Origin of the sequence: Kitasatospora sp. NPDC127121, assembly GCF_042677305.1 — a bacterium.
GTDB lineage: Bacteria > Actinomycetota > Actinomycetes > Streptomycetales > Streptomycetaceae > Kitasatospora.
In genome coordinates this window covers 1-24,036 of the sequence record NZ_JBHXTQ010000051.1, presented here as the reverse complement: position 1 = coordinate 24,036, position 24,036 = coordinate 1, and the positions used below count along the sequence as shown (strand labels likewise).

22 protein-coding genes and 1 pseudogene are annotated in these 24,036 nt (G+C 74.5%); 8 read left to right on the top strand and 15 right to left on the bottom strand.

Features of this window, described 5'->3' with window-relative positions; genetic code table 11:
• Positions 1-177 precede the first annotated feature (177 nt).
• From ACFVHI_RS23925 to ACFVHI_RS23910, 4 genes are all read right to left on the bottom strand, one after another.
• Positions 178-1,167 carry a hypothetical protein gene (locus ACFVHI_RS23925; RefSeq protein ID WP_380342488.1) on the bottom strand — a complete coding sequence of 330 codons (990 nt, stop codon included), beginning with the start codon at positions 1,165-1,167 and terminating at the stop codon, positions 178-180.
• A 257-nt stretch (positions 1,168-1,424) separates the two neighbouring features.
• A complete protein-coding gene (gene adhP / locus ACFVHI_RS23920; protein ID WP_380342485.1) occupies positions 1,425-2,438 on the bottom strand; it encodes an alcohol dehydrogenase AdhP in 1,014 nt (337 codons plus the stop codon).
• 133 nt (positions 2,439-2,571) lie between these two features.
• Positions 2,572-3,075, bottom strand: a complete 504-nt coding sequence (locus ACFVHI_RS23915; protein ID WP_363370988.1) for a GNAT family N-acetyltransferase — start codon at positions 3,073-3,075, stop codon at positions 2,572-2,574.
• A complete protein-coding gene (locus ACFVHI_RS23910) occupies positions 3,072-4,397 on the bottom strand; it encodes a DUF6271 family protein (protein WP_380342482.1) in 1,326 nt (441 codons plus the stop codon). The genes ACFVHI_RS23915 and ACFVHI_RS23910 overlap by 4 nt, the downstream gene beginning before the upstream one ends.
• A gap of 374 nt (positions 4,398-4,771) precedes the next feature.
• Between ACFVHI_RS23910 and ACFVHI_RS23905 the strand changes: the two genes are divergently transcribed.
• Positions 4,772-5,971 carry a peptidoglycan-binding protein gene (locus tag ACFVHI_RS23905; protein ID WP_380342479.1) on the top strand — a complete coding sequence of 400 codons (1,200 nt, stop codon included), beginning with the start codon at positions 4,772-4,774 and terminating at the stop codon, positions 5,969-5,971.
• A gap of 71 nt (positions 5,972-6,042) precedes the next feature.
• The gene (locus ACFVHI_RS23900; RefSeq protein ID WP_380342476.1) at positions 6,043-7,050 is read left to right on the top strand and encodes an MsnO8 family LLM class oxidoreductase; all 1,008 of its coding nucleotides are present in this window, start codon (positions 6,043-6,045) and stop codon (positions 7,048-7,050) included.
• Positions 7,051-7,153: 103 nt separating this feature from the next.
• Here ACFVHI_RS23900 and ACFVHI_RS23895 read toward each other — a convergent pair whose 3' ends face one another.
• Together ACFVHI_RS23895 and ACFVHI_RS23890 are read right to left on the bottom strand one after the other, a co-directional pair.
• Entirely contained in the window at positions 7,154-8,716 is a 1,563-nt protein-coding gene (locus ACFVHI_RS23895) for an APC family permease (protein WP_363370979.1), read from the bottom strand.
• 135 nt (positions 8,717-8,851) lie between these two features.
• Positions 8,852-10,462 (bottom strand): amidohydrolase, encoded by a 1,611-nt coding sequence (locus tag ACFVHI_RS23890; protein ID WP_380342472.1) that lies wholly within the window; start codon positions 10,460-10,462, stop codon positions 8,852-8,854.
• Positions 10,463-10,673: 211 nt separating this feature from the next.
• Here ACFVHI_RS23890 and ACFVHI_RS23885 point away from each other — a divergent pair, with 211 nt between their 5' ends.
• The 5 genes from ACFVHI_RS23885 (at position 10,674) to ACFVHI_RS23865 (ending at position 14,273) form a co-directional block, all read left to right on the top strand.
• Positions 10,674-11,282: a TetR/AcrR family transcriptional regulator C-terminal domain-containing protein gene (locus ACFVHI_RS23885; protein WP_380342470.1), complete on the top strand. Its 609-nt coding sequence runs from the start codon at positions 10,674-10,676 to the stop codon at positions 11,280-11,282.
• 555 nt (positions 11,283-11,837) lie between these two features.
• Positions 11,838-12,221, top strand: coding sequence for a hypothetical protein (locus ACFVHI_RS23880; protein WP_063350270.1), 384 nt, complete (start codon positions 11,838-11,840; stop codon positions 12,219-12,221).
• A gap of 88 nt (positions 12,222-12,309) precedes the next feature.
• On the top strand, positions 12,310-13,344 hold the full coding sequence (locus tag ACFVHI_RS23875) for a hypothetical protein (protein ID WP_380342467.1): 1,035 nt from the start codon (positions 12,310-12,312) through the stop codon (positions 13,342-13,344).
• An 82-nt stretch (positions 13,345-13,426) separates the two neighbouring features.
• The gene (locus ACFVHI_RS23870; RefSeq protein ID WP_350879110.1) at positions 13,427-13,822 is read left to right on the top strand and encodes a roadblock/LC7 domain-containing protein; all 396 of its coding nucleotides are present in this window, start codon (positions 13,427-13,429) and stop codon (positions 13,820-13,822) included.
• A gap of 76 nt (positions 13,823-13,898) precedes the next feature.
• Positions 13,899-14,273 (top strand): hypothetical protein, encoded by a 375-nt coding sequence (locus ACFVHI_RS23865; protein ID WP_063350272.1) that lies wholly within the window; start codon positions 13,899-13,901, stop codon positions 14,271-14,273.
• An 80-nt stretch (positions 14,274-14,353) separates the two neighbouring features.
• Here the strand turns inward: ACFVHI_RS23865 and ACFVHI_RS23860 are convergent, their stop codons facing one another.
• From ACFVHI_RS23860 to ACFVHI_RS23830, 7 genes are all read right to left on the bottom strand, one after another.
• Positions 14,354-14,770 carry a DUF6188 family protein gene (locus ACFVHI_RS23860; protein ID WP_063350273.1) on the bottom strand — a complete coding sequence of 139 codons (417 nt, stop codon included), beginning with the start codon at positions 14,768-14,770 and terminating at the stop codon, positions 14,354-14,356.
• A 144-nt stretch (positions 14,771-14,914) separates the two neighbouring features.
• A complete protein-coding gene (locus ACFVHI_RS23855) occupies positions 14,915-16,030 on the bottom strand; it encodes an NUDIX domain-containing protein (protein ID WP_380342463.1) in 1,116 nt (371 codons plus the stop codon).
• Positions 16,031-16,333: 303 nt separating this feature from the next.
• Positions 16,334-17,215 (bottom strand): SGNH/GDSL hydrolase family protein, encoded by an 882-nt coding sequence (locus ACFVHI_RS23850; protein WP_380342460.1) that lies wholly within the window; start codon positions 17,213-17,215, stop codon positions 16,334-16,336.
• On the bottom strand, positions 17,190-18,416 hold the full coding sequence (locus tag ACFVHI_RS23845; RefSeq protein ID WP_063350275.1) for a glycosyltransferase: 1,227 nt from the start codon (positions 18,414-18,416) through the stop codon (positions 17,190-17,192). Before ACFVHI_RS23845 ends, ACFVHI_RS23850 begins: the two co-directional genes overlap by 26 nt.
• Complete coding sequence (locus ACFVHI_RS23840; RefSeq protein WP_380342456.1) at positions 18,413-19,630, bottom strand: glycosyltransferase family 4 protein; 1,218 nt, start codon at positions 19,628-19,630, stop codon at positions 18,413-18,415. Before ACFVHI_RS23840 ends, ACFVHI_RS23845 begins: the two co-directional genes overlap by 4 nt.
• Positions 19,631-19,738: 108 nt before the next feature.
• The gene (locus ACFVHI_RS23835) at positions 19,739-19,927 is read right to left on the bottom strand and encodes a DUF1508 domain-containing protein (RefSeq protein ID WP_063350276.1); all 189 of its coding nucleotides are present in this window, start codon (positions 19,925-19,927) and stop codon (positions 19,739-19,741) included.
• Between the two features lie 204 nt (positions 19,928-20,131).
• Positions 20,132-21,862 (bottom strand): protein kinase, encoded by a 1,731-nt coding sequence (locus tag ACFVHI_RS23830; RefSeq protein ID WP_380342452.1) that lies wholly within the window; start codon positions 21,860-21,862, stop codon positions 20,132-20,134.
• Between the two features lie 141 nt (positions 21,863-22,003).
• Here ACFVHI_RS23830 and ACFVHI_RS23825 point away from each other — a divergent pair, with 141 nt between their 5' ends.
• Entirely contained in the window at positions 22,004-22,798 is a 795-nt protein-coding gene (locus ACFVHI_RS23825) for an FHA domain-containing protein (RefSeq protein ID WP_380342449.1), read from the top strand.
• 8 nt (positions 22,799-22,806) lie between these two features.
• Here ACFVHI_RS23825 and ACFVHI_RS23820 read toward each other — a convergent pair whose 3' ends face one another.
• Both ACFVHI_RS23820 and ACFVHI_RS23815 read right to left on the bottom strand, forming a co-directional pair.
• Positions 22,807-23,040 carry a hypothetical protein gene (locus ACFVHI_RS23820; protein ID WP_363370948.1) on the bottom strand — a complete coding sequence of 78 codons (234 nt, stop codon included), beginning with the start codon at positions 23,038-23,040 and terminating at the stop codon, positions 22,807-22,809.
• Positions 23,041-23,071: 31 nt separating this feature from the next.
• Positions 23,072-24,036 (bottom strand): annotated as a pseudogene (locus ACFVHI_RS23815) (hypothetical protein); the annotation flags it as partial.

Genomic DNA, 24,036 nt, shown 5'->3' with positions numbered 1-24,036 from the left:
GGCGTGTTGGTGACGCCAGTCAAGAGAGCGATACATGCATTCGGGGGAGCGGGCGTCGCGCGGCCTCACCGGTGGCCCCACCGGTGTCCCGGCGCAACGGCAGCCGCACCCGGCGACCGGTGCGGTCGGGGTGCGGCGGGTTGGGTAGGGGCTGCGGCAGGCGGGGGTGCGGCCGGGTCAGGCGGTGGCCCCCTGGGCGGCGGCGTCGGGCTCGCGGCCGTCCTCGGCCTGCTGGGCGCGTTCGGCCAGCAGGCGGGCGAACAGAACCAGTACCGGCATGGCGGCGTCGGCGCCCGGGCCCGAATCGCGGACGTACAGCAGCGTGGTGCCGACCCGCACCAGGGCCTCCGCCCCTTCCGCGCCGTGCGTCCGGGCGGCCCGCTGGTCGCCGATCGAGGGGAGGGGGACGGCGGCGGCCGCGTCGGCGCCGCCGACGTGGGCGAGCATCGCCTCGAAGGCCCGGCCGGCGGCGTCGGCGGAGGCGAAGGTGACCACGGTGAACTGTGCGCTGTGCGTGGTCACGGCACGGAACGTCACGGTGGCGTACGCGAGTTGCTGGTCGCAGGCGTCCGGGAGCAGACAGGGCACGTCCTCGCCCGGGCCCGCTCCCGACTGCGGGCCGCTCTCCACCTGCCAGCCGCCCGGCATGGCCCGCAGATCGGGCAGTACACCCTGCACCTGGGCGGGGTCGCGCAGCGTCCGCCCGGCGTGGGCCAGGTCGGGCCCGCCCGGCCGCAGCAGCGGGCGCGAGCCCAGGTTGATCCCGACGGCGACCAGGGCGGCGACCACGATCAGCGCCAGCGTGACGAGGACGGGGGCGGCGCCGATCCGGGCGGCCCGGGCCTGGGCCCCGGCGACGGCCGGATCGACCCGGAGGTGGACGGTCGGCGGGTCGGCGGGCCGGCCGAGTTCGGTGGTGGCCAGGTACCGGGCGAACGCCGGGTCCGAGGTGAGCAGTTCGCCGACGGCGGCGGTCAGCCCGGCCCGCGCCCGGGCATCCCCCGGGCTCGCGTCGACCGCGTCCACGGCCCGGGCGCCCTCCGGCGTGGCCCGCAGCCGCGCCCGCACCAGATCCGCGACCGCCCGCCCCGGGCCGCCTGCCACCCCCTCGGCCGCCCGTATCAGCACGCCCACCACCACGGGCACCAAGTCCTGGCCGTCCCCCATGGCAACTCCCCCCGCCCCACGAGTCGTTGCCCCCACGATCCCGGACCGGACGGCGCCGTGCCCCCCACCGGACGGAACGGAGACGGAACTGCAACCGGGCCCGGACGGACGCGGGGCGGGCGTGACCCGGGGGCCACTGGTACCCGAACGGGCCGGCCGAGGGGGCGGATCGGCCGCGAGTTGTGTCCTGACAAGGGGGGGGGCGGACGGATGCCAGGCGCACCTGCTCGGCCGGGGCCGTGCTCAGCGCAGGCCGCTCAGCGCAGGTCGAAGACCAGACGGGCGGAGACCTTGCCGCCCAGCACCTCGTCGAAGCAGGCGTTCACCTCCTCCAGGCGGCGGGGCTCAAGAATGACGCGGGTGCGGCCGAGGGCGTGCAGGCGGAAGACCTCGGCGAGGTCCTGGCGGGTGCCGACGATCGAGCCGATCACCCTGGTGCCGTTCAACACGGTCTCGAACACCGGCAGTTCGAGCTTCCCGCCGGCCGGGAGTGCCACCAGCACGAGCGTGCCGCCGCGCCGCAGGGCCCCGTAAGCGGCCTGGAAGGAGGCGTTGCTGACGGCGAGGGCGATGGCCGCGTGGGCGCCGCCGAGCGCCTGGACCTCGGCCGCGACGTCCTGGGTGCGGGCGTCGAGGACGTGGTCGGCGCCGAGTTCGCGGGCCAGGGCGAGCTTGTCGTCGGTGACGTCGACCGCGATGGTCTCGGCGCCGAAGATCCGCGCGTACTGGAGCGCCAGGTGGCCGAGCCCGCCGATGCCGGAGACCAGGACCCGGGTGCCCGGGCGGGCGCCGGAGACCTTGAGCGCCTTGTAGGTGGTGACGCCCGCGCAGGACAGCGGCGCGGCGTCGAGCGGGTCGAGGCCGTCGGGGACGGGCACCACGTAGTCGCCGTGCGCCAGCGCGTACTCGGCGTAGGCGCCGTCCACCGAGTAGCCGCTGTTGTGCTGCTGGAGGCAGAGCGTCTCCCAGCCGGAGACGCACTGGTCGCAGCGCCCGCAGGCGTCGGCCAGCCAGGGGATGGCGACCCGTTCGCCGACCCGGACGTTGCGCACCTCCTCGCCGACCGCCTCGACGATCCCCACGCCCTCGTGGCCGGGCACGAACGGCGGGTTCGGCTTGACCGGCCAGTCGCCGTGGGCGGCGTGGATGTCGGTGTGGCAGAGGCCGGACGCCTCGATCCTGACCCGGACCTGGTGCGCCGCAGGCTCGGGGACTGGGCGGTCCTCGATGACCAGCGGCGCGGTGAAGTCGTGGACGACGGCGGCCTTCATGCGCTCTCCCTCGGTCGGTGGTGATGCTGCTGGCGGCTGGGCGCAGCCGTCAGCAGCATCACTCGACGGGGTGAGTGCCGCAGCCCGGACTACTCCGGACGAGTGGACGAGCGGACGAGTGGACGAGTGAAGGTCAGCCGGCCGCCACCGGCATCGACATGTAGACGGCGCGCTTGCCGTAGCAGGCCGGCACCGTCACCTCGCGGTGGGCGCGGTAGCCGAGCAGCCGCAGCAGGATGTCGGTGCCGCGGACCGCGACCATGGAGATCCGCTCGAAGCCCTGCTCGGACGCCTGCTCCCGGAAGTGCCGGATGAACCCCAGCGCGACCTCCCGGCCGCGCAGGTCCTCGGCGATCACCAGGTCGTGCACGTGCAGGTTGTCCGACGCGAACACCGCCTCCTCCGGCCGGTCGAGGCTCGGGCAGCGCAGCGGCGGGTACGGCAGGCTCAGCAGGTAGCCGCGGACGGTGCCGTCCTGCTCCAGCACGAAGCAGGTCCGCGGCGAGGCGAGGGCGCGGGACTGCAGCGCCTCCCGGCCCTCCGACAGGCCGTCGGCCGCGTAGGCGTCGTGCTCCAGTGCGACCACGGCGTCCCAGTCGCCGTCGGCCAGGAGCCGGATCCGGAGGTCCTCGCTCACCCGGCCGCGACCTCCGAGGCGGTGCCGAGCCCTTCCGCGCGGGAGGCGGCCACCAGCGCCGCCCAGGCTCCCATCAGCACCGCCCAGCGCTCGGCGTCCTCCTGCGCCTCGTCCAGGAGCTGCTGGCGCTGCTCGGCCACCGCGTCGGCGAGCTCGGTGTACTTGCCGCCCAGCTTGCGGTAGGAGCGGTCCAGGACGTCCAGGCAGTGCTCGTTCCCGGCCCGGTCCCAGTCGACGCTGCCCCGCACCAGGTCGAGGATCGGCTCGATCTTCAGCCCGTGCCGCTCGTCCAGTAGCTCGCGGCCGAGGTCGATCATCCCGCCGTAGACCGGGTACAGGTACAGCATCGAGAGCAGGAACTTGACGAACCGCATCTGGTAGGAGATGAAGCCGGCGCCGATGCGGCGTTCGGGCGTGTAGTAGTTGACGATGTGGCGGTTGTGGACGACGCCGGGCAGCCGGGAGTGGACCATGGCGTGCAGCAGGGCGTAGTCGCTGCCGATGGTCTTGACCGAGGGCAGCAGCGGCAGCACCTCGTAGGCCCGGTGGTCCAGGGCGATGTTGCACATGTAGACGTCCCAGATGTCGGGCACGCCGAGGACGGATTCGTCGGTGGTGAACGGCTCGGAGCCGGCGCCCTTGAAGGAGACGTCCACCATCGCGTCCCGGTCCTCCTCCGGCCACACCGGCGGGGTCCACAGGCGCACCACGTCGCGGTAGATGTCCGGGTCCAACTCGTGGATCTCGCTGATGTCCACGTTGAGTTCGCCGATGAAGGAGCCGCTGACCAGCATCACCGGCTTATCGGCGTCGGCCGGGTCGAGCTCGGAGCGGGTCACGCTGGCCGCCGCCTCGCCGGCCGGTCGGCCGATCGAGAGCAGCTCGTGGTGGATCGGGAAGATCTTCCGACCGTCGACGACCTGGAAGTCGGCGTCGTCGTTGCGCAGGTGCGCCGAGGTGCAGCCCAGGGCGGCCGCGCCCAGGAAGAGCCGGTTGACGCAGGAGCCGTACGCGACGGCCGGCGGGAGCATCATGTCGAGCAGCAGTCCGGGGTCGGCGGCGCCGGAGCGCTCGGCGACCCGGCGCAGGAACTCCCGCTGCTGCGCGTTGCCGAGGTGGTGGACGACCACGCCGGGGGTGGGCTCCAGGGCGGCCACGGCGCCCGCGTTCTTCGCGAACTGGACGGCGTCGGTGGTGTCGAGGATGAGGAGGTGCACCTCGACGTCGAAGTTCGCGACGGCGTAGGCCGCTTCCTCGGCGAGTTCCACGATGGTGTCGGGGCAGGATCGCATGGTGGGCAGGGCGAGGCAGACTCGTTGCATAACGGTGGAATCTCCGTCGGTTCGTCAGAATCGTGGCGGTGATGACGGTATGAGTGCTTTTCGCGCACCACCGTGGACTAGACCAGTTCCGAAGTCAACGATTGACAGAGCGGCTGCGGCGGGGTGGAATGCGCCCCCGCCCGACGGCTTTCCGGAGCCTCTCGGGCTTCCTTCCGGGCAGGGCGGAGCGCGGGTCCGGTGGCACGCGGTGCGGGCCTCCGGGTCCGTACGCGAGGACGAATTCCCGTTACAGATCCGAACGGGCGCGCGAGCATGGGTGGTTCATTGCCGTGTATTGCGCCGTTGGGGTCAATCCGGAGGGCGAACCTGCCGATACCCGCAACGACGTCCGTTCGCCGCCTGGAGGAGACCGCATGTCCGACCTGTGGCTGCCCGGTGCCGAGATCCACGACCTCGGCGACCACGCGCCGACCGACCAGCAGTACCCCCCGAGGGCCATCGCCCACATCACCTGGGACCGCAACGCGACCGCCGCCGCGCCGCAGGACTGGTGCACCTACGAGGACCTGGTGAGCTACTTCACCGGCAGCGGCGCCGGCGACGCGCCACACCTCATCTGGGACCCGTTCAGCGGCCGGATCGCCCAGCTGTTCCCGGCCGACTCCCGCTCGAAGAGCCTGCTCAGCCCGACGACGAGCCCGACCCGCACCAACCGGGCCGGGCGCGTGGTGATCCAGATCGAGGCGGTGTTCTTCCCCTACTGCAACTACCAGGGCACCGTGTACGCGCGGCTGGTCGACACCCCGTGCGCGGGCTGGGACCGGATCCACGCCTGGATCGCCTCCTGGGGCGTGCCCGACGTCTGGCCGATGGGCCGCCCGGCCGACTTCACCAGCCACCGCGACGAGCAGGTGTGGGAGGCCAGCGGCGGCTGGTACGCACACGCCCACGTCCCGTTCAACGACCACACCGACCCCGGCTCCTGGCCCGACTTCACGGCCGGCCCCGGCACCCCGATCCCCTCGCCCTCGCAGCACCCCCCGGTGCCCCCGGCGGACCCGACCCCGGCCCGGTACCAGACCACCATCAACGGCCTCCCGTACGGCTACGGCGCCCAGGGCTACCAGGTCACCGTGGTCGGCCGGGGGCTCGTCGCCCAGGGCTTCGGCGCCCACTACCGCTCCGGCCCCGGGCCGAACTGGAGCGACGCGGACACCGAGAACTACGCGGACTACCAGCAGAGCCTGGGCTACTCCGGCCAGGCGGCGGACGGCGTGCCGGGGGAGAGCTCGCTGCGGCGGCTGCTCGGCTACCTGCCCGGTCCCCGGACGGTGTCGCTCGCGCACATCGTGGCGGCCGCCCGCACCGACCCCGGCGCCGAACAGGGGCACCGGACGTACGGCGCCGAGGTGGCGATCGTCGAGCAGGCCCTCGCGGACGAGGGGCTGCTCGAACAGCGCTGGGTGGACGGCTCGTTCGGCAGCCTGACGGTCACCGCCTACGCCGGGTGGCAGCGCCGGTGCGGGTACACCGACGCCGCCGCCGACGGGATCCCCGGGCAGGACTCGCTGCACCGGCTGGGCGCGGCACAGGGCTTCGCCGTCACGGACTGACCGGGGCCCCTCCGTATCCGGGGCGTGGTGGTGGGGGAATGCTCGGCTCGGCGGCGGGCGTTGTCCACCGCGTGACCAGCGCTGCGCCCATCACCAGGCTCTCCGTCCTCGACCGCTCCCGGACCAGACGGGGCGAGGAGCCGGCGCAGGCGCTGCGGGACACGGTGGCCTTCGCCCGCGAGGCCGAGCGGCTCGGGTACCACCGCTTCTGGGTCTCCGAGCACCACGGCGTGCCCGGGGTCGCGGGATCGGCGCCGACGGTGCTCGCCGCGGCGGTGGCGGCGGCCACCACCCGGATCCGGGTCGGCACGGGCGGGGTGATGCTGCCCAACCACCAGCCCATGGTGGTGGCCGAGCAGTTCGGGGTGCTCGCCTCGCTCTTCCCCGGCCGGATCGACATGGGGCTCGGCCGCTCGGTCGGGTTCACCGACGGCGTGCGGCGGGCGCTGGGCCGGGAGAAGGACTCCGCGGACGACTTCGGCGCCCAGCTGGTCGAACTGCTCGGCTACTTCGACGGCTCGCAGCGGGCCCACCCCGGCGTCCACGCCCGCCCGGCCGAGGGCCTGCGGGTGCCCGCCTTCGTCCTGGCCACCGGCGCGGGCGCCGACCTGGCCGCCGACGCCGGGCTGCCGCTGGTCATCGCCGCCGCCCGGGGAGAGGAGCGGATGCTCGCGGCGATCGACCGCTACCGCAGCCTGTTCCGCCCCTCGGCGCAGGCCGCCGAGCCGTACGTGGTGGTCTCGGGCACGGTCGCGGTCGCCGAGAGCGCCGACCGGGCCCGGGAGCTGCTCGTCCCGGAGGCGTGGTCCGGCGCGTACTCCCGCACCCACGGCGAGTTCCCGCCGCTGGCGCCCGCCGCCGAGATCCTGGCCCGGCCGATGAGTCCGCGCGAGCAGGCCGCCTACGAGCAGTCGCTGAAGGGCCACATCGCGGGCACCCCGGAGCGGGCCGCCGCCGAACTCGCCGCCCTGGTGGCGCGCAGCGGCGCGGACGAGTTCCTGGTCACCACCAGCACCTACGACCGCGCCGCCCTCCTCGACTCCTACCGGCTGCTCGCCGAGGCGGTCGGCCAGGCCTGAGGCCGCCGGCCGGGTGTGCGGCGGTCGGGTGTGCGCCGACCGGGTGTGCGGCGGTCGGGCCAGGCCTGAGGAGGTGGGCCGGCCCTGCGGCGGCGCCGCCCGCTCAGCCCGCGTCGACCTCCGACGTCCCGAGCCGGGCGTACACCTCGGGCCGCCGCGCCCGCAGCCGCAGCGCGATGGCGACGCCCGTCAGGAACACGACCGGCACGATCGCCACCAGCGGCCAGTTGACCTCCGGCCCGGCATTGGTGAACAGGTCGAGCCGCCACACCACCAGCGCCGTCGCCCCGCACAGCAGCACGGTGGCGGCGACCGGCGCCACGACCGTCCGGAACACCCCGGCGCTCGCGGCCGCCTCGCGATTGCGGCGGAAGAAGGCGTACACGGACAGCCCGGCGAGCGCCTGCAGCACCAGGATGCCGACCACGCCGGGGGAGTTCACCCAGAGGAAGAACTGGTTGTACGGGTCGGCCCCGATCAGCGCCGCCACCACGACGGCCACCGCCGCCAGCACCGACTGCGCGATGCCGCCGATCCACGGGGAGCCGTGGCGCGGGTGGACCCGGCCGAGTGCGGCCGGGGCGGCCTGCTCGGTGGCGAGGGCGTAGCCGTAGCGGGTGATGGTGTTGTGGAAGGCGAGCAGCGCGGCGAGCAGGCTGGTCACGATCAGCACCCGCTGGAGGTCGGTGGCCCACGCGCCGACGTAGTCGGTCATCGCGGTGAAGAACATCCCGGCCGGGTCGGCGGTGGCGGTCGCGACGGCCTCGGTGGCGCCGAAGGCCTGCACGATCATCCAGGTGATGAAGGTGTAGAAGAGGCCGAGGAAGGCGATCGCCGCGTAGGTGGCGCGCGGTACCGTCCGCCGTGGTTCGCGGGCCTCCTCGCGGTAGATGGCGGTGGCCTCGAAGCCGATGAACGCGGCGAAGGAGAGCCCGAGCACCCCGCCCATGCCCCCGGAGAACACGTTGTGCGGGGCGAACGAGGACAGGTCGAGCCCGTGCGCGCCGCCGCGCACCAGCACCGCCACGGCGAGTACGAGCAGGATGCCGGTCTCGGCGATCAGCAGCGCGCCGAGCACCTTGGCGCCGAGGTCTATCGAGCGGTAGCCGAGGAGCCAGACCACCGCGACGCCGAGCAGCGCCCAGACCGGCCAGGGCAGGTCCAGGCCGAGCAGGTCGGCGGCGGTGGTGTGGGCGAAGAAGCCGAAGGCGCCGTACATGCCGATCTGGATGGCGTTGTACGAGAGCACCGCGAGCAGCGCGGCGCCGAGCCCGGCGGGGCGGCCGAGGCCGCGGGTGACGTAGGCGTAGAACGCGCCGGCGTTGCGGATGTGCGCGGTCATGGTGGTGAAGCCGACCGCGAAGAGCGCCAGGATGACGCCGGTGGCCAGGTAGGCGACGGGCGTGCCGATGCCGCCGAAGGCGATCGCGAACGGCGCCACGCCGGCCATCACGGTCAGCGGTGCGGCGGCGGCCACGACGAAGAAGACGATGTCGCCGGTGCCGAGCACGCCGCCTTCCAGGCGGGCGGGGCCGGTGGAGCCGGCGGCTGCGGTGCCGGGCCCGGTGGTGCCGGGCCCGGCGCTGGGTCCGGCGCGGCCGGTGTCGGGGCCGGTGCGGGGGGAGCCGGGTGCGGTCGGGGAGGCCGCGTCGGAGGGCAGAGTCATGGGGGAGCTCTCCTGGGGTCGTACGGACGAGGGTAGAGCGGTCGGCCGCCGATCGGGTGCGGGCGGTCGACGGGGGGAGCGGACGCCGTGGGGGGCGTTCCGGCGGGCGGGTACGGGGGGGGGGATCCCGGGGGGTCAGTGCGTGCGTCGGCCGCCGAGCCAGGTCCCGGCCACCGGGACGGCGGCCAGCTCGGCGGCCGGCACTGCGTAGGGATCGGCCGCCAGGTGCACCAGGTCGGCCCGCATCCCGGGGCGCAGCACGCCCCACTCCGTCTCCTCGAAGGCCTGGTGCGCGACGCCCGCCGAGTACGCCGCGAGTGCCTCGGTGAGGCCGATCCGCTCCTGGGGCAGCCAGCCGCCGGCCGGCAGGCCGTCCGGGGTCTGCCGGGTGACGGCGGTGGCGAGACCGGCCAGCGGCTCGTAACGGGTGACCGGCCAGTCGCTGCCGAAGGAGACCCGGGCGCCACCGCGCAGCAGGGCGGCGATCTGGTACTGCCGGGCGCCGCGCTCGGGGCCGAGCCGGGGGAGGGTGAGTTCGGTCATCAGCGGGTCGGTCTGGGCCCACAGCGGTTCGAAGTTGGCGATCACGCCGAGTTCGGCGAAGCGGGGCAGGTCGGCCGGGTCGACGAGCTGGACGTGGGCGATCACCGGGCGGCGGGCGCGCAGGCCGTTGCGGCGGGTGGCGGCCTCGACGGCGTCCAGGGCGATCCGGACTCCGTGGTCGCCGATGGCGTGGATGTGCGGCTGGAAGCCGAGCGCGTCGACGGCGGTGACGGCGTCGGCCAGTTCGGCGCCGGTCCAGTTGGCGACGCCGTGGGAGTGCGGGCAGTCGCTGTAGGGCGCCAGCAGGGCGGCCGTCCCGGACTCGACGACGCCGTCGGCGAAGAACTTGACCGCCCGGGCGGTGAGCCGGCCGCGCCCGCCGGCCTCGACCCGCTCCCGGTCGGCGGCCAGGGCGGGGAGCCGTGCGCGCCAGCCGTCCGGTTCGAGCAGCAGCGCGAGCCCGGCCCGGACGGGCAGGTCGTGCTCGGCGACGGCGGCGAGCCAGGTGTCGACCTGCGCGGGCTCGATCCAGGCGTCCTGGAGCCAGGTGAGCCCGGCGGCGGCGAGCGCGGCGGTGGTCTCGCGCAGGGCGGCGACCTGCTCGGCGAGCGGGAGCGGCGGGACGAGCGCGAGGACGGGATTGAGGGCGCCGAACTCGCGCAGGGTGCCGAGCGGGGCGCCGTCCGGGCGGCGGACGATCTCGCCGCCCACGGGGTCGGGCGTGTCCGGCCCGTACCCGGCGCGGCGCAGCGCCTCGCTGTTGGCCCAGCCGGTGTGGTGGTCCATGGTGCGCAGCAGGACGGGCCGGTCGGGGACGGCGGCGTCGAGCAGCCGGGCGTCGAACAGGCCGCCCTCGGCGAGCCACGGGTCGACGGCGTCCCCGGTGATCCACTCGGCCTCGGGGTGCCGGGCGGCCCAGGTGCGGACGGCCTCGACGACCTCCTCCAGGCTGGTGCAGTCGCGCACCGGCACGCCGCGCAGCCCGATGGCGCCGATCAGCGGGTGGAGGTGGCCGTCCCCGAAGGAGGGCAGCAGGGCGCCGCCCGCCAGGTCGACGGTCTCGGTGCGGTCGTCGCGCAGGGCGAGCGCCGCGTCGCCGAGGGCGGTGATCCGCCCGGCGGTGACGGCGAGGGCGTGGGTGGCGGGGTGGGCGGGGTCTCCGGTGTGGATCCGGCCGCCGGTGAAGATCGTGTCGGCACGCATGGGGGAGCGTCCTCTCCGGGTCGCGGCAGGCGACGAGGGCGACCTGCCTAAACCGAATGGGGTTCGGTTACCGTAGGCGCGGCACCGGCGGGTGCGGAAGAGTTTTATTGAAAGCCATTCAGTAACGCTTGGGTAACGATGATCTTGAGGGTTCTCCGGAAGGCTCCCTGAAGGGCTCCCCGAAAAACTCCCCGAAAGACGAGGAACCGGCATGGCCAGGCCGCGCACACCCCTGCTGGACCGGCAGCGCATCGTCGACACCGCGCTGCGGCTGGTCGACGAGTCGGGCGACCTCACCATCCCCGGCCTCGCCGGCGCCCTCAAGGTCAGCCCCTCCGCGCTCTACCACCACGTCGCCGGCCGGGCCGAGATCGTCGCCCTGATGCGCGCCGAACTCGTCCGCACCATCGGCGAGCAGTCGATGTGGGACCAGCGCTGGGACGCGGCGCTGCGCACCTGGGCGCAGGCCTACCGGGACGCCTTCGCCGAACACCCCGGCATCGTCCGCCTGCTCGCCACCGCCCCGCTCGCCGAACCGTTCATGCACGAGCTGTACGAGCGTGCCGTCGCCACCCTGGAGGGTGCGGGCTTCGCCGCCCGGGACGTGATGGGCGTGATCACCGCCCTGGAGAGCTTCATCCTCGGCTCCGCCCTCGACCTGGTCGCCCCGGACGTCATGGTCGACGCCGTCGACCGTGACGCCACCCCGCGCCTGGCCGACGCCCTCGATGCCGTCCCCGCCGGCCGCGAACGCGCCGACCGGGCCTTCGAGCTGGGCCTCACCGCCCTGATCGCGGGTTACCGGGCGCTGCTGCCCTGACCGCCCTTCGCGCCGGGGGTGGGTCGCCGCAGTTCCGCCGGGTCCGGTCCCGTTCCTCCATCCGGTTTCTGAGCAGGCGTGATGACCTGCTAATGTTCTTCTCGTCGGGAGGGAAACAAACTCCCGAGCAGGCGTCAGCGGTGCTACCAGAGCACGTCCTACTTTCAGTAGGAAGAGTCCGTGCGACCCGGGCCTGGCGCTCCACCCGAAGGGGCTCGTTCCGTCCAGCGGAACGGGCCCCTTCGTCATGCCCGGGGCTCCGGCGGCAGTCGGCGTGCGGCCGGTTCTCGGCCAAGCTCCCCTGCCAGGTGGTCGGCGGGTGGCGGTGGGCTGCGGTCCGCGACCGTCCCCGGGCCAGCGGGTTCGCCCGGCAGCGGTGGCTGACGCCTTGTCACACCTTGGCCGGAAGTGGACGCTACTGATGTGAATATGCCATTGGAATGTTCGTCATATGGAATCCGGCAGTAGCCTTCCGTGTCGAGCCCGCCACTGCTGGTGGCGGCCCGGCCGTGCCGTGCTGCGCCCGGCTGCCCAGACCCCCTCGAAGGAGCCGGTGTGCCGGGTATCGACGAATGCCTCGCCGGAGCGATGTCGATCTCCGGGGCACGCTCCGCGAGCCTGGTCGACTGGAGCAGTGGACTCGCACTCGGCAGCCTCGGCGAGTGCCCGACCGGTGACCACGAGACCGCGGCCGCCGAGACAACCGACTTGGTACGGGCGGCCGTTGAGAGCCAGACCTTCACCGGGGCGGAGGACCGGCGGTCGCCGTTACAGGACGTCATCGTCACCGCCGGCCGCAGCTACCACCTCATCTGCTTCATCGACACCGTCTTCGACAGCCGCCTCGTCCTCCACCTCTGGCTCGACCGTGCCCAGGGCAACCTCGCCGCCGCCCGCTACCGCCTCCAGGCGCTCGCCGAGGAACTGGTGCTGGGGTGAGCGGGACGCCCATCGCGGCCATCGGGTTTCGGCCAGCACGCCGGACGGGCCGCCCCCGCCGCCCGCGCTCCACCGGGCGGTGGCCCCGATGAACGCCGCGCCCGCCGCCGTCCGCCCGCCCGCCACGCCGCAGACCCCCGGCGAGGCCCTCGGCCTGCTCGCCGCCCGCCGCGCCACCGGCGCCCTGTGCGGCCCGCTCGGCAGCCTGCACCTCGTCGACGGCCAGGTGGCGCACGCCGACTCCCCGCGCGCGCCCGGCCTGGCCGAACTCCTCACCGGCTGCGGCCGGATCACCCCCGGGCAGTGGGCGGAGCTGCTCCGGCTCGACGGCCCGCGCGCCCGGGTCGGTGAGGCACTGGTCGAACGGCGGCTGCTCACCCGGGGCGAGCTCGAACTCGGCCACCTGGGCACGCTCTTCGACGCCGCGTTCTTCGTCCTCGCCGACCGGACCGGCGGCGTCTGGCGGTTCGAGTCCGACGCCCGGCACTGGCTGGGCCCGGTGGCCACGGTCGACCCCGGCCGGCTGCGCCGCGAGGTCGAGCGCCGGGGCCGGCTGCTGGAACGCATCTGGCCCTGGCCGCAGCTCGACACCGCGCCGGTCCGCCCGGTGGTGCCGGTCCCACGGCCGTCGCACCGCCCGCCCGGCCGCCGCCGGCGCGAACTGCTGGACCACGCCGACGGCCGAAGAACCCCGGCGGACCTGGCGCGCCTGCTCGGCCGGTCCGGCTTCGGCGTCACGGCGGACGTCCGCCGCCTGGCCGCCGCCGGGCTGCTCGACGCCCCGCGGCACGCCGCACCGGCGGCCGCGTCGGCGGTGGCACCGAGCGCCGCGACACCCGCGACACCTGTGGCACCGGTGACGCCCGTGGCACCTGGGGCGCCGGGGCCCGCGGCGCCCGTCGCGGAAGCCGAGGCGCCGGCCCCCGCTCGCCCGCCGGGAGGAGGCCTGCACCGCCGGGTCCCCGGCGCCACCCTCACCGGCGCCACGCCGTCCGGTCCCGTGGCCCCCGCCCGCTCCGATCGCCCGCCCACCACGGCAGCGGCCCACCCGCCGCTGGCCGTCCCCGACCCGGACATCGCGCTGCTGACCCGGGTCCGAACCCTTCTGGAGGCCCGACTTTGAACCACTCTCCACCCGCGACCCCGCCGTCCCGGCCATGAGGCGGGTGCTCAAGCAGCGTGTCGGAAGGAGACAACTGATCGCCTTGGAGACCGAACTGCTCGCCGAGCTCCGCGCCGTCAAGCAGCGCGTCCCGCACCTCGCGGGTGGCCTGGTGGCCAGCGTGGACGGCCTGTTGGTCGCGCACGACACCCACGGGGCGGAACCCTCCGGCCTGGCCGCGATGACGGCGGCCTCGCTGTCGCTGGCCCAACGGCTCGCCGACACCACCGGCCAGGGCGAGTTCCGCGAGTCGCTGGTGCGCGGCGAGCACGGCTACGTCGCCACCTACGCGGCCGGGGGCAGCTGCGTGCTGGCCCTGCTGGCGCACCCGGACGTCAACGTCGGCCGGCTGCACCTGGAGGCCCGCCGCTCGGCCCAGCGGATTGCCGGGCTGCTCAGCGACAGCCTCCTGCCGAAGGACCCCCGCGACCCGGCCTGACCGGCCTGACCAGCCAGGCCCCCGGCCGATCGCACCTATCACCTCAGCACCCCACCACCGAAAGGGAGTTACCCAGATGACCGACGCAGCCGGCGCGCTCAAGCAGGCCATGACCAGCATCGAGGGCGCCATCGGCGCGGCACTCGTGGACTACAACAGCGGAATGGCGCTCGCCACCCTCGACGGCCCCGGCGGGCTGGACCTCAACGTGGCCGCGGCGGGGAACACCGACGTGGTCCGCGCCAAGATGCGCACCATGGACATGCTCGGCCTACAGGACGGGATCGAGGACATCCTGATCACCCTCAGCAGCCAGTACCACCTGATCCGGCCGCTCGCCGGCCGCACCGGCAAGGGCCTCTTCCTCTACCTGGCGCTGGACAAGGCGCGGGCCAACCTGGCGATGGCCCGCCACCAGCTCACCAGGATCGAGGCCGACCTGGAGGTCTGACAGGTCGGACAGGCGGACAGCTCGAAAAGCTCGGACAGGCCGGAGAGTCCGACCGGACGACGCGTCGGCCCGGCGCCGGCTCAGGCCGCGCCGGGCGCCGTCCACCGGACCTCGCCGCCCGGCAGCCCCGCACACACCGCCCCCTCGGCGGTCTCCACACTCCACGGCGCGAGCTGCGCGTGCGGCGGGACGGACAGCGCGCCGCCCTCCGCGAAGGCCAGCTCCAGGCCGCCGGCGAGGGTGATCTCGGCGGTGTCGACGGTCCGGCCGACGAGCGCGAGCAGGGTGCCGGTCGGACGGACGGTCAGCGCCGGAAAGTAGTGCTCGACCTCCGCCGGGGCGGTGAAGGAGGGCGCGGCGAGGCGGAACTCGTGCGCCACCCGGACGGTCACCGGTCCGTCGAGGGTGAGGTCCAGTCGGTCGCCGCCGCTGACCGACGCCACCCGGCGGCCGGCCAGTGCCTCCGTGATCCCGTGCTGCGTGATCCCGTTCTGCATGGCCCCAGTGTGACCCACCCGACCCGGCCTTGTCCGCCCTGCCCAACAGCCCCGCCCGACCGGCCGGTCCCCCTGCCGCGCCCTCCTGAACCCTCCTGAACCCTCCTGAACCCTCCTGAACCCGCTCGACCCGCCCGCCCGCCGCTACCCGGCGGCGCGTCCGCGCACCAGCTCGGCCGGCCCGCCCGCCCGCTCCCGCGCGGCCAGCGCGGCGGCCGTCCGGGCCCAGGACGGGCCGGTCAGCAGCGCCCGTGCCTCGGCGGGGCCGCAGAGCCGCCACTCCACCAGCTCCTCCTCCGGCAGCGCGATCGAACCGAGCATCCGTTCCGTCACCGTGCCCCCGTCGAACACGGACACCAGCACGGCGGTGTCCCGCCCGGTCGCCGGGTCGGCCTCCGGGTCGGCGGCCGCCCCGGGCTGCCAGTCCAGCGCCAGCAGCCGCCCCGGTTCGACCTCCCAGCCGAGTTCCTCGCGGATCTCGCGTCGGACGGCCGCCCTGGGCAGTTCCCGGTCCGCCTCGATCCCGCCGCCCGGCAGCGTCCAGTACGGCACCCGGCCGCGCGGCCCGTCCCACGGCCGCAGCCGGACCAGCAGGACCCGCCCGGCGTCGTCGGTGAACAGGGCCCGCGCCTTGGCCCGGATCCGCGGGCGGGTGGCGATGTAGGTGGCCCGGTCCATCGGCGGCTCGTACCCGGGCCCGCCGGGGGCGGAGCCCAGGGCGGGCGCGTCGGCCAGCCCGGTGTACGCGGGCGGCGGTTCGTCCGCCGGCAGGTGGTCGAGGGTGTGCCCCACGGGCCTGCTGTCCTCCAGCTCCAGCGGACCGGCCGACCGCGGCGCCCGCAGGCAGGCCGTGACCCGGCGGGACAGCAGGGGCGGCAGCGCGTGGCCCGCCTGTTCTGGGGTCAGCCAGGCCCAGCCGCCGACCTCCGCCGCGTCCGGCCGGATCGCCGCGGCCTGTTCGGCGGTGAGCGGCTGCGCCCAGTACAGGTACGCGGCGATCGGCGGCCGGAAGTGGTCGAGCGTCCAGTCGACGCAGGCCAGCGGCCCCAGCCGGGGCGTGAACCCGAGTTCCTCCACCACCTCGCGCAGCGCGGTCTCCCGGGGCGAGCGGTCCTGCGGCTCCCACCCGCCGCCCGGGATCGCCACCGGATGCTTCCGGTCGTACGGCAACCGCACCACCAGCACCCGCCCCCGCTCGTCCGGGAACAGCACCCCCGCCGCCGCCAGCAACTCCCGCCCGCTCCCGGATGACGCGTCCACCGCTGCTCCCTCCGTCAGGCCCGGTTCGAAGGCCGTGTTCCCCCGACGACTCGGCGGACCCCTTTCATGGTTCCCCCCACGAGCCGTCCTAGGGCGTGTCTGACAATTCGCGTCGGATCAGCGCGCGGCGGTGGGCGCCCGGCTGGGCGTGCCGGCGAAGCGTCCTCGTACTGGGCCGTACTTGGACGTTTCGCCGGTGCGTCCAGGCGGGATGCCTGGGGGCACCTCCCGGCCGCCAGGCTGGGGGAGCGTCGCGCGCCCGGCGGGAATTGTCAGACACGCCCTAGCCGAGCCCGCGCCGCCTCACCCCAGTGACGCGAGGGCCTGGGCCGCCGCGCGGGCCATCTGCTCGTCGTGCCGCCCGCTGGACCCGCGCAGCCGGGCGAGGCCTTCGGCCGCCGCCAGGGCGAGCAGCCCGGGCAGCAGGTCGGTGCTGCGGGCGGCGACCCAGCGGGTGCCCTGGGTGGCCATCCACCACAGGTCGGCGGCCCGGCCGGGTGGAGCCTCGGCGGGGGTGTCGACGGGCGGCGGGCCGAGGGGGTGGCCGGCGGCGGCGAGCAGTTCGTGGAACCGGCGGGCGATCAGGTGGTGGCCCTCGGCGCTGGGGTGCAGCCGGTCGACGCTGAGCAGCCGGCGCTGCGCGCACCAGGGCAGCTCGGCGATGTGCAGGTGCACCGCCCGGTGCCGGGCGGCGAGGGCGTGCACGACGGTGTTGACGGCCTGCATCCGCCGCGCCAGCGGTCGGGCCAGCGGCGCGGGCAGGCGGAGCAGGGTGCCCGGATCGGGCAGGCAGGCGGTCAGCAGGACGGCGCCGTGGCTGGAGAGTTCGCCCAGGGTGGCGTCCAGCTCCAGGGTGGTGCGCCGGATGTCGAAGCCCGCCCGTAGGGTGTCGTTGCCGCCGACCACCACGGCCGCGAACCGCGGCCGCAGTGCCAGTGCGGCGGGGAGTTGACGATTCGTCAGATCGGCGGTCAGGGCGCCGCTGCACGCCAGGTTGGTGAACTCGACGCCGCCCTCGGGTGCCAGCGACCGGGCCAGGACGGCGGCCCAGCCGCGCCACCCCTCGCCGACCGGGTCCCCGACCCCTTCGGTCAGCGAGTCCCCGAGCGCGACGAACCGCACCGGCCCGCTGGTGGCCGGGCGGCCGTCCGCGGACCGGTCACGCCCGGTGCCGAGCACGCTCATCCCAACCCTCCTCCACCGCACCGGGGTTGCGCACGCCGGGGTTCCGCATGCCGGGGTTCCGAACGCTGTGGGCCGCGAGGAACGCGGCCACCGCGGCCGGCCAGCCGTACCGCTCGGCCTGGGCCCGGGCGCCGGCCCGCCGCGCCTGCTCCGGGCGTGCCAGCAACTCCCGTACCGCCGAGGCGAATCCGGCCCCGGTGTCGGCGGCGGCCATCCCGGCCAGGCCGATCAGACCGGGCAGCGCGGAGGAGCGGCTGACCGCCACCGGAGTCCCGCAGGCCAGCGCCTCCAGCGCGGCGAGCCCGAAGGTCTCCACCGGCCCGGGCGCGAGCACCACGTCCGCGCAGCCCAGCAGCCGGGCCAGTTCCTCCCGCCGGCCCAGGTGCCCGAGGAGGCGCACCGGCAGTCGCAGCCGCTCCGCCCGGGCCGCCAGCCGGTCCCGCAGTGGTCCGGCCCCGGCCACCACCAGGACGGCCGGCAGCCCCCGGGCCCGCAGTGCGGCCAGCGCCTCGACGGCCCGTTCGGGCCGCTTCTCGGCCGAGAGCCGGGAGCAGAGCACCAGCAGCACGTCGTCCGGCCCGCAGTACCGTGCCCGCTCCCGGGCCCGCGCGGCCGGCGGCAGCGGGCGCATCGCGTCCAGGTCCACGCCGAGCGGGGCCCGGACCAGGTTGGGCACGCCGATCCGCCGGAACTCCGCCGCCGCCCAGTCGGTGGTGCAGAGCACCGCGTCGTACGTACGGGCCGTCGCCGCGTTGAGCCGGTCGGCGGCCGCGTCGGCGAGCGGGCGGGGCAGCCCCCAGGCGCGCAGCAGCCCGACGGCGCTCTCGTGCGACACCATCACCGAGCGGACGCCGTGCCGCCGGGCCCAACTGCCGGTCCAGCGCAGCGTGGTGCGGTCGGACACCTCCAGCCGGTCGGGTTTCAGCCGGGTGAGTTCGGCGGCCACCGCCCGCCGGTCGGTGAGCACCCGGTAGCCGCCGCTGGCCGGCAGCACCGGCCCGGGCAGGGTGACCACCAGGCCCTGCTCGCACTCCTCCTCGCTGCGCCGCTCCCCGGGCACGATCAGCACCGGCCGGTGCCCGGCGGCCAGGTAGCCGGCGCCGAGGTGGCGCAGCGCGGTGCGCAGGCCCCCGGAGACCGGGGTGACGAAGTTCGCGAGCCGCACGATGGTCAGTGGCTCGCGGTCGGCGGTGTCCGTCATGCCGGCAGCTCCTCCACGACGGCGACCGGCTCGACGACCGCCGGGGGAGCGGCAGGGGGAGCCACCGGTGTGCCCCGGCGCTCGGCGAGGACCTCCGCGTAGTGCCGCAGCAGCAGGTCGCCGACCGCCTCCCAGGTCCGCGCGGTCACCTTGGCCCGTCCGGCGCGCCCGTACGCGGCCCGCCGCCCGGGGTCGGCGGCCAGTTCCGCCACCGCCCGGGCCACCGCGGCGCCGTCCCGGGGCGGCACCAGCAGGCCCGTCCGGTGGTGCGCGACCAGGTCCAGCGGGCCGCCGGCGGCCGGGCCGATCACCGGCACGCCGCTCGCCATCGCCTCCTGGATGGTCTGGCAGAAGGTCTCCAGCGGGCCGGTGTGCACGAACACGTCCAGGGTCGCGAAACAGCGGGCCAGTTCCTCGCCGGTCCGGCGGCCGAGGAAGACCGCGCCGGGCATCGAGGCCCGCAGCCCGGGCCCGGACGGCCCGTCCCCGATCACCACCACCCGCACCCCGGGCAGGGCCGACGCGGCGGCCAGCAGGTCGACCCGCTTCTCGGGCGCCAGCCGTCCGACGTACCCGACCAGCACCTCGCCGCCCGGGGCGAGCGCCCGGTGCAGCGCCTCGTCCCGGTGCCGGGGGTGGAACCGCACCGAGTCCACCCCGCGCGGCCACAGCTGCACCCGGGGCACCCCGTGCGCGGTGAGGTCCTGGGCGGCGGGCGTGGACGGCGCCAGCGTCCGGGCCGCGGCCCGGTGCACGGCCCGGATCCGCCGCCAGGCGGCCGCCTCCCCGAGGCCCCGCCCGGCCCGGTAGGCGTGCGCGTACCCGGCGAGGTCGGTCTGGTAGACGGCCACGGCGGGGACGCCGAGGCGGGCCGCGACCTGCATCCCGCGCGCGCCGAGCACGAACGGGCTGGCCAGGTGCACGATGTCCGGCCGGTGCCCGGCGACGGCGGCCGCCAACTGCCGGCTCGGCAGCGCGATCCGCACCTGCGGGTACCCGGGCAGCGGCACCGACGGAATGCGCACCACCGGCAGCTCCACCGTTTCGGAGCCGCCGAAGGTGTGCGGCGGGCACGTGGCGCCCCGCGCGGGTGCGGGGGTGACGACGAGTGGCTGGTGGCCCCGGCGGACCAGATGCTCGGCCGTCCGCAGCACGCTGTGGGCGACTCCGTTGACCTCGGGCGGAAAGGATTCGGTGACGATGACGACGCGCATGCCAGAGTTCTGTCCGCGCCCGGCGTGCACCCGGCCAAAGGGATCTGTCGTACAAGCGAACGCGGGTCGGCGATTTGCACCGCCGACCCGCGCCCGCACCGCGCCGCCTCAGTGCGACCCGGCCGCCTCCTTGAGCTCCGCGTACGGCGCGAGCTTGCGGAGCGACTCGATGCTCCTGAGGCACTCGTCCTTGCTCTCGTGCGGGTCCCCGGTGACGATGACCGTCCCGTTGCTCGCCTTGAGCCGGAAGCGGTGCATCCCGCTCTCGTCCTTGTACAGCTCGAACTTTCCAGCCATGCCTGTAACAGCCTTCCGTTCAGGTGACCCCCTCGCACCGCACCGTAGGGCCAACCCGGTTGCTCCGCCCGCCGGCTGGGGCATCCGAGTCATCCGGCCCTGCCCACCTGGCCCGTTCGGGTCAGGTGGTGCTCGCGGGGGAGCTGTGGGCCTGCGGGCGGCTGGGCGTGGTGGCCCGGGAGTGCTCCTTGCGGAAGCCTCGTTTCACCGGCGGACCGGGGTGGTGCCGTTCATGCCGAAGCGGGCGGAGCACTGCTCGCCGGATCGGTTGTTCGCGTTCCAGACGCAGATCCACATCGTGTAGCCGATGTCCGGGACGAAGCTCGTCTTCGCGGCGCCCACGGAGGCGCGGAAGGTGTACGTGATGCCGTCGCTGCGGGCGAGCTCGGCGACGCAGGTTTGGCCCAGGGAGGTGTTGAGCACGCCCGCGAGCGAGCCGGAGCCGTTGTCGTCCAACCAGGCGGAACAGGCGGCGGCGGGGCCGAGCCAGTCGGTGTCCGCCTCGGAGCCCTTGACCTGTGCCGGGTCGTCGCTGCCGTTGATGCCGCTGATCGATGACGAGGTGGGGCTGGGGGCGGCCGTTGAGGGTGCGGCGGTGGCCGTGCTCGGTGGGGTGGCCGTGCCAGGTGGGGTGGTCGGGGGCTGGGTAGCGGGTTTGGCGGCAGCGAAGGTCGAGGGCCGCAGGCTCGGGGAGGGCGCCCGCGTGGTGGCGGCCGGGGCGGTTGAAGGCGGGGGAGAGGGTTCGGCGGTGGCGGTGGCGGTGGCGGTGGCAGTGGCGGAGATCGAGGCGCTCGGGCTCGCGGAGGGTCCTTGCGTCGTCCCGGCCAAGGGCTCGACGGCGACCTGCACGCCGCCGGACTCCTGCGCGTCGTGGTGCTGCGGGGAGGTGGACGGGCTGAGGACGAACACCGCGACCGCGCCGAGGGCGGTCGCCGCGGCGATCGGCAACAGGAACAGGTGCTTGCGCGGGCGGCGAGGTGATGCGAGGGGTGCGGGCCCGACGTCGGGCTTCGGGTCCGTGCTCGTATCCGGTGGCGGGACGGTCTCCAGCTTGCCGACGGGCGTTTCGGCGAACGCACGTCGAGCGCCGATGCGTGACATGACCTCGGGCGGCCAGGACGGGGGAGGGGCGGGCCGGTGCGTGCGCGTCGCCAGGACGATCTCGTCGGCGGTGGGGCGTGCGCCGGGGTCGGTGGCGAGACAGGGCCCGAGGAGGGCGGCGAGGTCGGCGTCCACGGCGCGCAGCGGCTCCACGTCGGGGACGGCGCCGGGCGTGCGACCCGAGGCGGCGTAGAGCAGGAGCGCCGCGAGCGAGTAGACGTCCGCGGGCGCTGCCACGTCCTCCTCCCCGGCCTGCTGTTCCGGTGCCGAGAAGCCCTGCGTTCCGTAGCTGCCACCGCTCCTGGTGAGCCTCGCCTGGTCCGCGGCGCGCGCGATGCCGAAGTCGATCAGCTTCACGCCGTCGTGCACCAGCATGACGTTGGCGGGCTTGATGTCGCGGTGCGCGATCCGGGACGCGTGTACGGCCCGCAGTTGAGCGGCCGTCTCGGCCAGCAGTAGCCACAGCGCCTCGGCGGGCAGCGGGCCGTGCAGCCGGACCGCCTCGTCCACCGTGAGCCCGGGGACGTACTCGGTGGCGAACCACGGGCGTTCCGGAGTGGCGTCGCTCGCCAGCACCCGCGGTCCGACTCCGAGCGGCACACGGTAGAGGATGCCGACCTCTCGTTCGAAGCGCTCGCCGGGGACCAGCCGCGGCCGGACGAGCTTGACAGCGGCGTAGCCCCTGTCCGAGACCCCGAGGTAGACCTCGCCCATGCCGCCGGTGCCGAGCAGGCCGATGATGCTGAAGCTGCCGATCTCCTGCGGATCGCCCGGACCGAGTGGTTCGGCGACCATGCTGTCGATCGCAGCAGCTCGCCGGCTGATCTCGCTCACGGCGGGCAGGCTATCGGGCAAGTCCACTCCGGACAAGCGGAGTTGGTAGTTCCGCAAGCTCGGCACGCCGCATGCTCGCAGGAGGACTGGTCCTCCCGGTGCGCTCATACACTGGCGCGACCCGAGGCGGAGGTATGTGAGATGGCGTACGAAAACTTCCCACCCCAGATGCTGCCGCCGGGCAGTCCTTCCGGCAGAGTGCCCTCGGCGCCACCCGGGACGATCTTCGTGCTCGGCCCGGAGGGTGGGTACGCCGTGCCGCCGCGCCGGTACACCTTGCTGTTCGGGCGCGACCGCGAGGACGTGCACGTACCGGTCGGTGTCGACGACCCGACCGTCAGCCGTCGGCACGGCGTCTTCACCTGCGCCGGCACCGACGGCGACTGGTGGCTGGTCAACACCGGCAATCTGCCGATCGAACTGCCCGACGGCGTGCTGATGCTCACCAGCCACAAGCGGATCATCGGGCCCGGGTACACCCCGCTGGTGATCAACTCGTCCAAGCGGCGGTCCCACCTGGTGGAGGTCCGCGTCGTGGACGGGGACGACCTGCACCCCCGTTCCACGAGCGGCGCCGATACCGCGGCCCCCGAGACGGTCTACCTGCTCTCCCTCCAGGAGCGGCTGGTGCTCACCGCGCTCGCCCGGCGCTACCTGGAGGGCCAGGACGCCTTCCCGCTCCCGTCGGCCTGGGAGGAGACCGCCCGGCTGGTCAACGCCTCGCCCCACGTGACCAAGTTCTGGACCCACAAGTCGGTCGCCAACACGGTCGAGGACGTGCGCGAACGGCTGCGCCGACGGGGCGTGCGCGGACTGACGCGCGACGAGGTCGGCGAGCCGGTCGGCTCGACGCTCAGCGTCAACCTGATCAGGGAACTGCTGAAGACGGCGACGCTGAACGCCCAGGACTTGGAATTGCTGGCCGATCGGGGCTGACGCGTTTCTCAGGCCTCCGTCTCGGGCGCGGCTTCGGCGTTGTGGTTGTAGGTGACGTGCATGGTGCCGTGTTCCACGGCGAAGACGGCTGCCTGGTCCTCGGCCGAGTTCTGCTGGCGCGGTTGGGGCTGCGGTTGTTCGGGGTGATGCTTCGTGTTCGTCACGTGGTTGTTGTCGCCCACGATGAAGGTGCCGGAGACGTCTCCGGCGTGGATGGTGCCGGGGGTGGATTCCGTAGGCATGGTTGGCCTTTCTCGGTTGGTCCTGTGGAGGTCAGCCTCCGCAGTGGGTTACCAGGCTGCGCCAGGCCGAGTTATATGCCGACGCCTGGCTATTCGTGTCGATCGTGGCACCGGACGGATGGTTCCGAAACGAGCGGAACTGGTTCTCCTCCTGCTGGCTAGCGGTCAGAAGGCCCTTGAGGTCGGATACCACGGATCCGTCCCGCGCTTGCGATAGGGCTCCCCGCAACGTGGACTCGCTGGTGCGCAGGTCTTTGAGGATGATGTCGATACGGGATTTCACCGTGCTGTCGTCGGGAACGGTGGAGGTCCGTCGTGAGTTGTACGCGGCTACGGCGTTGTTGTACGAGTCGAGGGCGCTGTGAACGGCGGTCAGGTCGGCGTTGTGCTGCTGGATCTCTTTTCCCAATTCCGGTGCCACCGTTGCGCACACGGGATCGACGGGGTCCGGTGTGACGACGGGGGCAGGGATCGGCGGCTTGGGGGTGTAGACCGGCCGGGTCGGGATCGGTGGGTAGGTGGGCTGGGCCGGCTTGGCCAGGTTCGACTGGTTCTGGGTGTAGACCATGGCGCCCACGCCGAGTACGGCTGAGGCGCCGACCACGCAGGCGACGGCGAGGGCTGCTCCGCCCTTGGCGGCCGCTGCGCCGGCGGTGGTGACCGCGTGGCCCGTGCTGGACGTGGTGGTGGCGCTCGCGGTGTGCGGGTGGTGCGCCCCCGAGAGGTCGATTCGGTGCGGCGCCGCCTGCGAGTGGGAGTGTGCGCCGGCCACATGGCCCCCGGGCGGGGGCTGTTGGGCGGACTGGGACAGGTCGATCACGTGCGGTGTACCCGGCGGGTGCACGGGCGCCGGAGCGCCGGAGGCGGGGACGGGGTGGGTGACGGCCGGCGGCTGGACGACCGGGTGGGTGACGGCCGGTGGTTGGACGACGGGGTGGGTGACGGCCGGTGGCTGGATGACCGGTTGGACGACGGGGTGGGTGACCGTCGGCGGAC

What these genes read in the sequence shown, in the direction of transcription:
- ACFVHI_RS23875 (WP_380342467.1), top strand. Translation starts at nt 12,310, where the DNA reads ATGAACGCCGCGCCCGCCGCCGTCCGCCCGCCCGCCACGCCGCAGACC.
- ACFVHI_RS23925 (WP_380342488.1), bottom strand. Translation starts at nt 1,167, where the DNA reads ATGGGGGACGGCCAGGACTTGGTGCCCGTGGTGGTGGGCGTGCTGATA.
- ACFVHI_RS23905 (WP_380342479.1), top strand. Translation starts at nt 4,772, where the DNA reads ATGTCCGACCTGTGGCTGCCCGGTGCCGAGATCCACGACCTCGGCGAC.
- ACFVHI_RS23910 (WP_380342482.1), bottom strand. Translation starts at nt 4,397, where the DNA reads ATGCAACGAGTCTGCCTCGCCCTGCCCACCATGCGATCCTGCCCCGAC.
- ACFVHI_RS23890 (WP_380342472.1), bottom strand. Translation starts at nt 10,462, where the DNA reads ATGCGTGCCGACACGATCTTCACCGGCGGCCGGATCCACACCGGAGAC.
- ACFVHI_RS23850 (WP_380342460.1), bottom strand. Translation starts at nt 17,215, where the DNA reads ATGAGCGTGCTCGGCACCGGGCGTGACCGGTCCGCGGACGGCCGCCCG.
- ACFVHI_RS23835 (WP_063350276.1), bottom strand. Translation starts at nt 19,927, where the DNA reads ATGGCTGGAAAGTTCGAGCTGTACAAGGACGAGAGCGGGATGCACCGC.
- ACFVHI_RS23820 (WP_363370948.1), bottom strand. Translation starts at nt 23,040, where the DNA reads ATGCCTACGGAATCCACCCCCGGCACCATCCACGCCGGAGACGTCTCC.
- ACFVHI_RS23895 (WP_363370979.1), bottom strand. Translation starts at nt 8,716, where the DNA reads ATGACTCTGCCCTCCGACGCGGCCTCCCCGACCGCACCCGGCTCCCCC.
- ACFVHI_RS23865 (WP_063350272.1), top strand. Translation starts at nt 13,899, where the DNA reads ATGACCGACGCAGCCGGCGCGCTCAAGCAGGCCATGACCAGCATCGAG.
- ACFVHI_RS23825 (WP_380342449.1), top strand. Translation starts at nt 22,004, where the DNA reads ATGGCGTACGAAAACTTCCCACCCCAGATGCTGCCGCCGGGCAGTCCT.
- ACFVHI_RS23840 (WP_380342456.1), bottom strand. Translation starts at nt 19,630, where the DNA reads ATGCGCGTCGTCATCGTCACCGAATCCTTTCCGCCCGAGGTCAACGGA.
- ACFVHI_RS23845 (WP_063350275.1), bottom strand. Translation starts at nt 18,416, where the DNA reads ATGACGGACACCGCCGACCGCGAGCCACTGACCATCGTGCGGCTCGCG.
- ACFVHI_RS23885 (WP_380342470.1), top strand. Translation starts at nt 10,674, where the DNA reads ATGGCCAGGCCGCGCACACCCCTGCTGGACCGGCAGCGCATCGTCGAC.
- adhP (WP_380342485.1), bottom strand. Translation starts at nt 2,438, where the DNA reads ATGAAGGCCGCCGTCGTCCACGACTTCACCGCGCCGCTGGTCATCGAG.
- ACFVHI_RS23860 (WP_063350273.1), bottom strand. Translation starts at nt 14,770, where the DNA reads ATGCAGAACGGGATCACGCAGCACGGGATCACGGAGGCACTGGCCGGC.